The organism is uncultured Wocania sp. (assembly GCF_964021735.1).
Taxonomy (GTDB): Bacteria; Bacteroidota; Bacteroidia; order Flavobacteriales; family Flavobacteriaceae; genus Wocania_A.
This window is the reverse complement of sequence record NZ_CAXIBN010000197.1, coordinates 1-5,516: the sequence shown is the minus strand read 5'-3', so window position 1 is coordinate 5,516 and position 5,516 is coordinate 1. Positions and strand designations below refer to the sequence as shown.

Genomic DNA, 5,516 nt, shown 5'->3' with positions numbered 1-5,516 from the left:
TTTGTAAAAGATGGAGCAGATTTTTTAAGACAAGCATACGATTTTAAAGATATAGAAGCAGATGTAACTTTAGAAGAGTGGCGTTACCACCCTAAAACCTCACATCCTTATTTACATAGCACTGGTACATTTGATTTTAGCGATTATAAGTCTAACAAGCTAGAAGTTAAAGTGCCTTTTAAAAGTGGTGGATTAAATTCACTTATAAAATCTCAATTAAGAGAAAAGTTTGAGCTAGAGCGTTTAGAATCTATTAATGGTAAAGTTATTAATCCAATTGATAAAAAAACAGTTGCCTTAACAAGTAGAAAAATATATTTAATATCTCGATTTGATTACCTAGAAACATCTAATGAATCAATTGTACACGTAGAGTCTAATGCTGGTAACACTAGAGATAAAACAGTAGCCTTGCCTTTAAACTTAAAAGGAAAGTCGCACGATCAAGCCCAATACGTTATACAAAATTCAACAGGAACAGAATTAGTAGGGTCAACAGGATTAATGTTTTTTTTAATAGCAGATAGAACTAGAACTTTAAATATTGATTTAAACGTAGCTTTTGATGCGATTGTAGAGCAACACGAAAACGTACAATGGGCAGATTACAAAATATGTATTACCACCTATCAAAACGGGAATGCATTCGATTTAAAACACAGGGAAGTATTAAGTAATTTAAGTGATAATAACGAATACCCAAATCAACCATTTGGTGATGATTACGATATTGCTTTTAACCAATTTACCGTACCTATGGCAGCGTCATACAAGGACACTGTAACATTACTAGCAGGAGAAAGTTTGGCTTTAGAATGTTTGTTAAAAGCTGATATGTATACAGATAATCAAGCAGGGGTGAGGGTAAAAAACGAAAATATTACAGGTGGCTTAACCATTGAGGAAGATAGTTTTTTTGATGATAGCCAAACCAAAGCTGTTTTAATGAAAGATGCAGGCGATAAGCTCATGCAAATTATTACAGGCAAGCAAAACAGATTTTACAGCGAGTTTTACGAAAGTGGAACGTTTGCAAAATTAGCTTTAACAACAGGTTTTTGGATTCGCCAATTCTTTGATAAAAACATAGAATTGTCTTTAGATGACTATTTAAAAACATCGGATGCTGTTTGCGCTACAGGTTATCATATAGAAACAAGAAACGGTGTAGAAGTTTTAGGGGTAGAAGATTTAAAGTTCTATTTTCAAGATGCCACAGCAATACGATTACCTTATGAGGTTACAGATTTAGAAGAAGAAGCTGCTCCAGAGTATTGCCATTCATCTTTAGAGTTTGGTTATAAAAAAGGTGGTGAGTACGAAGAAGCAATGGGATTAGACGAATATAACGTTAAAACAGGTTTTACAATGCCTCTTAAACGTCCAACTACTAAATTCACAAAAGTAAGTCCAACTAGGGCAGATAAATACGCACAAGAGTTTTCAAGGCGAAAATCTGTATTAACACACCCAACAACAGATACGCCTTACGATAAGGATAATCATTTATTAGATTTAAAAGACGGATTAGGTTTAGCATTAGAAGAGCGCACATGGGAAGATGATTTTGAGCTTTTGCCAACAGGTGTTTATAGTCCAGAAACAGCAACAAATTTAAGGTTAACACCTTCACAAATAGAGCAACGCCACGAATGGTTTTACGGCTGTTCTTTGTTAAAACAACAGGACGAGAAAATACGCTATTCTAATACAGGAGGGAATAATAATTTAGTAACTAAAAAAGTTAGCGAAACCGCAAGAGGCGAAAAAGATGATATTGTTATCAGCACTATGCGAAAAGCACGTTTTGAGCCTAAAAAAGTAAAATTTAAACATCCTGTAGATTTTTATGTAAACGAGCAATTAAACGGATCAACAAATGTAAACGGCAGGCTAGTGCCTAATGTTTATTTTAAAGTAGAATACAAGTACAAAGGAAAATTACACACAGGTTATTTATTACAATTAAAACCTAATAACGAGGGAGATTGGGAACTCCTTAAAGCAATATAAAACATGGCATCAAGTATAACATTAAATTTCGATTCAATACCAGCAGAGGGTTCAGCTATAACAATAGTAGATTCCTTAACAGGTAATATTCCAATGATTGAAGTCTTTAAAGACCAGCGTTTAGAAGGCTTTCAATCGGAAAACGACCAAGGTGGCACAGCGTCAATATCTGCCTATGGCTATATTCAAGCTTTTAACTTAGATTGGAATATTAATTCTTTATATACGGTTAATAAGTCAGGTAGTTCGGTTGTTATTATAGCTAATAATGTTAATTCGCAATTTTCAGTATTAACACATAACGCAGCAATAACTCCTATAATAAATAACGAAGCACCCCCTGTTACTTTTAGTATTGATGCTATTACAATAAGTGAAGCTGATTCAAACCCATGCGACAATGTAAAAATAACTGTAACAACAAATGAGCAAGCAGATAGCTTAACAAGTCCTTTAATACAGGTTATAAATACAAATCCTTATGTTTTTACAGCACCGAGACAAGATATAATATTTGTAAGTGTTGCAAAAGATGGTAAAAAAGTATCTAAAAATATAAGAGTACCTAAATTGTTGTCCTCTTATTTTAAGGTTAATATTTTAAGCACCCCTTCACTTGGAGCTATAAGTGTTTCAAAACTATTTTTGTACACTCCATTGTTTACTTTGCAGTATTCTTTAGACAATGTAACATGGCAAAACTCTAACTATTTTGGAAACTTACCTATTGGTAATTACACTGTTTATATAAAAGATAGTATAGGTTGTACATTATCGATTGATTTTACAATAGACACATTTGCGCCAAACCTAAAAGATTACGATGCTATTTGCGAGGTATCAAACCTTAACTCTATACGTTATAAAGAGGTTGTAACATGGAATGATTATGTATTAAAAACACCATACAACACTTTAAGTTTTGAAGAAAATGTATTAAATCCAAACATGAGTTTTACCCAACTTTGGACGAATATTGATATTGTAAAAACACAAATAAAAACCAATTACAGCACCGTATCAGCTAAAATAATTAAAGACGACGATACAGAAGAAGTTTTAACCGTTACTAAAATGACTAATAACATGGATGTAACAGATATTCGTGATGGCGTTGTTTTATCAACTACTTACAACGGTTTAAGCTATGTTTCAATAAAATTTAGCGGAGGCAACACTTACGATTCAACCACTTTATTAGATAACGGAGATTATAATATTGGTACGGCAGTGCCGTCTTGGATGAATGCAGGCGATTATATTAACATACAAGGCGCAGGGTGGTATAAAATAGAAGATGTAGTGTATAATACAGATGCTTATGTGGTGGTTTTAAACCTTTTAGTTAATGATTTTCCTTTAACATTAGGAACGTTTAAAATAACCTCAGTTTATAATGCTGTAGACTGGGAGTCTTACGAATTTGCCTGTAATTTTACAACACTGGAAGGTTATTATAAAGTTCAAATTGATGTTAGTGATACCGATTTTGGAAGCAAGCAATATTTAAGCGAATGGCAGAACGTAAAAGCAAGCCATCGAAGAACACGTTTAATTGAAGCCTACAACACCGAAAACAATGAAATAAATTATATCACAGGATTTTCAAGTAAGTTAAGAATCCCTTATATAGAAGATTTAGAATGGAATCCAAACAGCGAAGTTGAAGTTTATGTAACAGATACTAATACGGTTAATTTAGAGAGCAAACAGCGTAAATTTTGGATTTTTAAATCGGGTTTATTACCATTGGTAATGGCTCAGAAATTAGCTATGATTTTAATATTAGATAGACTTTTTATAGATGGTGTAAATTATTTATCTGAAGGCAGTCCAGATGTTAAAAAAGTAGGTAGCCAATATCAAGTAACAGGTAATTTAGTTGAATCTGATTACATATTCGACAGCAATTCTAACATTGGAAACTTAGAAACATTAATAGATGGTACGTTGCTTTCAATTAGTCCTGGAGGTGGTTTTCTTCGGGTGGATTAGATTTATATAGATGAACTTGTCTATTATCGTAGTGGTTATGAATGATATAAGTATCTGTTTTGGGTTTTTTATAACCAAAAATAGCGTCATAAATAAACGTAAAAACAAACCAACCTAAAAAGGGCAACCCTAAAATAATGAAAAACAACAACATATACATCAAAGATAATGATAATTAGCATTTTAATTTAAACAAAAATGTTATATTAATTTAGACTTAATAAAAATAAAATAATTATATTTGTAATATTCGAATGATTTAGAGTGCCTTGAGTGCCATATACATTTCTACTATATGGGTACACTAGAGCAGCTACTATCAATTTTACTCAATTCTTTAAAGGGAGGAGAGCTTCCTGTTATCACCTCATTAAAAAACACCGATAAGATTATTGTGTTTGATACAAGCACAGAATTAGTATCTACAATACTAAAAGAAAACTTAGGCTTAACAGGCTCAGGCGGTACGTTTAATAAAATACCTGTAACCATTATAAACGACGGTCAAACGGTGTTTAGCATAACAAGCAAGCCAGACAACGTAGACTTAGTAATTGGCAGAGTACCACAGCACCAAAATACAGATTACACTTACGATAATCAAACTGGTATTTTAACCATAACAAATACAAGTGTTGGAAACAGCATAAAAACTAATACTTTATTTGATTTATGCGGTTATTCCAACTCGCTTTCAAGAAAAGAAAATTTAACTATAGATTCTGTAAATCAAGCAAACTACACTTTAGCAGAAAAACCAAAAAGCATCAATTTAATACTTAATAGAGTGCCATTGTCAGAGGGTGTAGATTATACGTACGACAATGCGACTGGACTTATAACAATTATAAACCAAGCATACATAAACCAAATAACACTTAACAGCATTTTAGAGGCTAGAAAATTATTTTAAAGATGAAAAAGATATTTTTATTACTAACATTACTCATAAGTACGTCAGTTTTTGCTCAACTACCGCCAGCTTTTCAAGCAGATGGTATACAAGTGCCTTTTACAAGATTTGAAAGCCTTACAACTGTGCAACGAGACGCTTTAACGCCAGTAGAAGGAGATTTTATATACAATACAGATATAAAGTCTAACCAGTATTACAATGGCACAACATGGATAAGCTATCAAAAGGAAATAAAAAGCTACACAACAGTTCAGCGAGACGCTTTAACACCAGATAATTTTGATGTTATTTACAACTCAACCGATACGGTATTGCAATATTGGGATGGCGACAGTTGGGAAGCTTTAGGAGGTGTAGACCAATCTGCAAACTACACATGGACGGGAGAGCATAGTTTTGATAACGCAAACACTTATTTTGGTAATAATGTAAAAATAACCAACCAACCAAGTGTTGAAGTTGAGTTTGGCACTAGTAGACTTTCACTCCTTTATAATGAGTTAGAATTTGTTTTAAACGCAAGCAATAGAATAGGAATAGTTACAAATCCAAATACGAGTGGTAATTTTGATTTATACACCCCTGTACTTAC

The 5,516-nt window shown here is 32.8% G+C and carries 4 protein-coding genes; all 4 read left to right on the top strand.

Annotation, left to right across the window (positions count from 1 at the left end):
* Window positions 1-2,013, top strand: a 2,013-nt coding sequence (locus AADI82_RS13405; protein WP_341216932.1) for a hypothetical protein, incomplete at its 5' end; no start/stop codon positions are given.
* 3 nt (window positions 2,014-2,016) lie between these two features.
* On the top strand, window positions 2,017-4,008 hold the full coding sequence (locus AADI82_RS13400; protein WP_341216931.1) for a hypothetical protein: 1,992 nt from the start codon (window positions 2,017-2,019) through the stop codon (window positions 4,006-4,008).
* Between the two features lie 295 nt (window positions 4,009-4,303).
* Window positions 4,304-4,921 carry a hypothetical protein gene (locus tag AADI82_RS13395; RefSeq protein ID WP_341216930.1) on the top strand — a complete coding sequence of 206 codons (618 nt, stop codon included), beginning with the start codon at window positions 4,304-4,306 and terminating at the stop codon, window positions 4,919-4,921.
* Between the two features lie 2 nt (window positions 4,922-4,923).
* The coding region (locus AADI82_RS13390) for a hypothetical protein (protein ID WP_341216929.1) at window positions 4,924-5,516 on the top strand (593 nt) is incomplete at its 3' end.

What these genes read in the sequence shown, in the direction of transcription:
- AADI82_RS13400 (WP_341216931.1), top strand. Translation starts at nt 2,017, where the DNA reads ATGGCATCAAGTATAACATTAAATTTCGATTCAATACCAGCAGAGGGT.
- AADI82_RS13395 (WP_341216930.1), top strand. Translation starts at nt 4,304, where the DNA reads ATGGGTACACTAGAGCAGCTACTATCAATTTTACTCAATTCTTTAAAG.